Origin of the sequence: Microbacterium sp., from assembly GCF_046295495.1 — a bacterium.
Lineage (GTDB): Bacteria > Actinomycetota > Actinomycetes > Actinomycetales > Microbacteriaceae > Microbacterium.
On the sequence record NZ_JBKBNC010000082.1, the window covers coordinates 1 to 3,413 of the forward strand.

Consider the following 3,413-nt stretch of genomic DNA (forward strand, 5'->3'; position numbering starts at 1 on the left):
GCTCGGGGCCTGACGGCCGCGGGCCGGCGCGAGGTGCGGGGCCCGGCGCGAGGTGCGGGGCCCGGCGCGAGGTGCGGGGCCCGGCGCGAGGTGCGGGGCCCGGGGGAGCTGCACGGGGTGTCTGCCCCCTTCACGGGGCGCGGGACCGGTGTCCCTACGGCGATCCGCGGCCGGCGCCGAGCACGCGGTCGCGGAAGAGCCATGGCATCCGGGGTTCGACCAGGGGGCGGAAGACGCGTCGCACGGGGCGGCTCGACAGCACGACGGCGATCGCGACGCTGGCCAGGACGACCACCGGGATCCACAGCCACATCGGCTCGAGTCCCCGCAGCACGCCCGACTGACGGAACGGGTAGAGCACGAACGTGTGGAGCAGGTAGACGTACATCGTGTACCGCCCGAGCGGGGTCCAACGCGTCTCGCGGCGCGGGATGAGCAGGAGGAACGCCGTCATCAGCACCAGCGCCAGGGCGATGATCGCCAGACGCACGGCACCCGCCCACCACTGCGGGGCGTCGAGGTCGGCGTAGGCGTCGACGAAGAAGAACCACGTGCCCAGACGGACCTCGCGCCAGGTGTCGACGAACGCGAAGGCGAGGGCGCCCGCGCCGACGAGCACCCCGGCGGCGAGAACACGCACCCGGACCGGACGCACGGCGAGAAGCCCGAAGCGCTCGGTGACGTCGTGCTCGCGCAGCCACCAGCCGAGGGTGAAGAAGGGAAGCAGGCCGAGGAAGCGCGAGATCGAGAACGTCGAGTCGATGCTGGGGAGGTAGCCGGCGACGACGGAGATCGCCACGGCCCACACCAGCGGGGCGCGCAGCAGGGCCAGGAAGGGCAACGTCACGCGGAACAGGGCGAGGGCGAGCAGGAACCACAGCGTCCACGACGGCTGCGCGGGGTCGAGGTTCGTCCGCCCCGTGACGAAGAACTGCGTGAGCGTCCACAGCGTCTCGAAGATCGCGTACGGCGCGATCAGATCGGTGAACACCCGCGCCATGCGGCGGCGCGTGGGCTCGGCCGACGAGGAGAAGTACCCGGCGACGAGCGCGAACAGCGGCATGTGGAACGCGTAGACGAGCAGGTACAGCGCCTCGGCGGCATCCGAGTCGTAGGTCAGCCGCTGCACGGCATGGCCGAGCACCACCAGCACGATCGCGGCGAAGCGCGCGTTGTCCCAGAAGGGCACGCGGGTGGTCGGTGCGGGGGTATCGGCATCCGTCATCACGGGCGACGCTATCCGCGCGGCGCTGCGCGGTCCACCGGGGCGGATCGAGGATGCCGATGGAGTACGGCGGAATAATCCCCCGCGGATCGCGTTCCACCATGTATATTCAGATGCATACAACTAGGAGGCGCATCGTGAGCACCGCGAGCGAGACGAACAACTGGCCCGGAATGCAGTTCGGCGTCATGACGGTGAGCGACATCACCCAGGACCCCACCACGGGCAAGACCCCGAGCGAAGCTCAGCGCATCAAGGACACCCTGGAGATCGCGAAGCACACCGAAGAGGTCGGACTCGACGTGTTCGCCCTCGGGGAGCACCACAACCCGCCGTTCTGGTCGTCGTCGCCCACGACCACGCTCGCGTACATCGCCGCGCAGACCGAGCGCCTCATCCTCACCACCTCCACGACGCTCATCACCACGAACGACCCGGTGAAGATCGCCGAGGACTTCGCGATGCTGCAGCACGTCTCGGGCGGTCGCGCCGACCTCATGCTCGGCCGCGGCAACACCGGTCCGGTCTACCCCTGGTTCGGCAAGGACGTCCGCCAGGGCCTGCCGTTGACCATCGAGAACTACGACCTGCTGCACAAGCTGTGGCGCGAGGACGTCGTGGACTGGGAGGGGAAGTTCCGCACGCCGCTGCAGGGCTTCACCTCGACGCCCCGACCCCTTGACGGCGTGCCCCCGTTCGTGTGGCACGGCTCGATCCGCACCCCCGAGATCGCCGAGCAGGCCGCGTACTACGGCAACGGCTTCTTCGCGAACAACATCTTCTGGCCCAAGGAGCACTACCAGCGCCTCATCACGCTGTACCGCGAGCGCTACGCCCACTACGGTCACGGCACGCCCCAGCAGGCGATCGTCGGCCTCGGCGGCCAGGTGTTCATGCGCGCCAACTCGCAGGACGCGGTGCGGGAGTTCCGCCCCTACTTCGACAACGCCCCCGTCTACGGCCACGGCCCGAGCCTCGAGGACTTCAGCGAGATGACTCCGCTGACCGTCGGCTCGCCGCAGCAGATCATCGACCGCTACGCCGCGATGCGGGAGACCTTCGGCGACTACCAGCGCCAGCTCTTCCTCATCGACCACGCGGGACTTCCCACCAAGACGGTGCTCGAACAGCTCGACATCCTCGGCGGCGAGGTGGTGCCGGTGCTGCGCAAGGAGCTGCAGAAGAACCGTCCGGCCGAGGTTCCCGACGCGCCCACGCACGCCAACATGGTCGAGAAGGTCTACGCCGGCGCCGCCCCGCGCCAGGCCGTACCCGCCGCGAACCGCGGCGACAACCTCACCGCCGGCAGCCCGTACCAGGATGCCGCGAAGACCGGCAGCGCCTTCGGTGCGGCCGCGACGAAGGTGGGTGCCTGAGATGGCCGCTCGCCGCATCGCGGTCGTCACCGCGGGGCTGTCGACCCCCTCGTCGACGCGCATGCTCGGCGACCGCCTTGCCCACGCCGCTCTCGCCGAGCTGCGCGAGCGGGGGATCGACGCCACGAGCGACGTGTTCGAACTGCGCGACTACGCCCACGACCTCACCGACAACCTGCTCACCGGCTTCGCTCCTCCCGCCCTCGAGCAGATGATCAACACGGTCGTCTCCGCCGACGGCGTCATCGCCGTCACGCCGATCTTCTCGACGAGCTACTCGGGCCTGTTCAAGTCGTTCATCGACGTGCTCGACCCGCAGGCGCTCAGCGGCACCCCCGTGCTGCTCGGAGCCAATGCCGGCACGGCCCGGCACTCGCTCGCGATCGACTACGCGATCCGTCCCCTCTTCACCTACCTGCACGCGAACCCCGTGCCGACCGGTGTGTTCGCGGCATCCAGCGACTGGGGTGCGAACGCCGACGAGGTCGCCCCGCTCGGCTCGCGCGTGGACCGCGGGGCGCGGGAGTTCGCCGACGCCATCGCCGCACGGGAGCCCGTTCGCGACGCCGACCCCTTCGATCCGTCGTCGTACCTCGGTGAGGGCCGCTCGTTCGGTCATCTGCTGGGTGGTCTGTCGGGGGAGTGATTTCGGTCCGAAGCCCCGTCGTCCTCCGGGCGGCGGGGCTTCGTCGTGCCCGGGGCGCGGGTGGGCGCGCGTGCGCCGGGGTGTGTGGGTCGCGGGTTCGCGGGGTGGGCGGGTGCGGGGTGGGCTGGGCGTGGGGTGGGCGGGTGCGGGGGGTGCTGGGCGGGAC

The 3,413-nt window shown here is 70.5% G+C and carries 3 protein-coding genes; 2 read left to right on the plus strand and 1 reads right to left on the minus strand.

Annotation, left to right across the window (positions count from 1 at the left end; genetic code table 11):
• Positions 1-154 precede the first annotated feature (154 nt).
• Positions 155-1,225 carry an acyltransferase family protein gene (locus tag ACK4LS_RS14615; RefSeq protein ID WP_409718813.1) on the minus strand — a complete coding sequence of 357 codons (1,071 nt, stop codon included), beginning with the start codon at positions 1,223-1,225 and terminating at the stop codon, positions 155-157.
• A gap of 173 nt (positions 1,226-1,398) precedes the next feature.
• Between ACK4LS_RS14615 and ACK4LS_RS14620 the strand changes: the two genes are divergently transcribed.
• On the plus strand, positions 1,399-2,601 hold the full coding sequence (locus ACK4LS_RS14620) for an LLM class flavin-dependent oxidoreductase (protein ID WP_409718819.1): 1,203 nt from the start codon (positions 1,399-1,401) through the stop codon (positions 2,599-2,601).
• Between the two features lies 1 nt (position 2,602).
• Positions 2,603-3,247: a CE1759 family FMN reductase gene (locus tag ACK4LS_RS14625; RefSeq protein WP_409718816.1), complete on the plus strand. Its 645-nt coding sequence runs from the start codon at positions 2,603-2,605 to the stop codon at positions 3,245-3,247.
• Positions 3,248-3,413 lie beyond the last annotated feature (166 nt).

Excerpts from the sequence above, each read along its gene's own strand:
- ACK4LS_RS14615 (WP_409718813.1), bottom strand. The coding sequence starts at position 1,225 with ATGACGGATGCCGATACCCCCGCACCGACCACCCGCGTGCCCTTCTGG.
- ACK4LS_RS14620 (WP_409718819.1), top strand. The coding sequence starts at position 1,399 with ATGCAGTTCGGCGTCATGACGGTGAGCGACATCACCCAGGACCCCACC.
- ACK4LS_RS14625 (WP_409718816.1), top strand. The coding sequence starts at position 2,603 with ATGGCCGCTCGCCGCATCGCGGTCGTCACCGCGGGGCTGTCGACCCCC.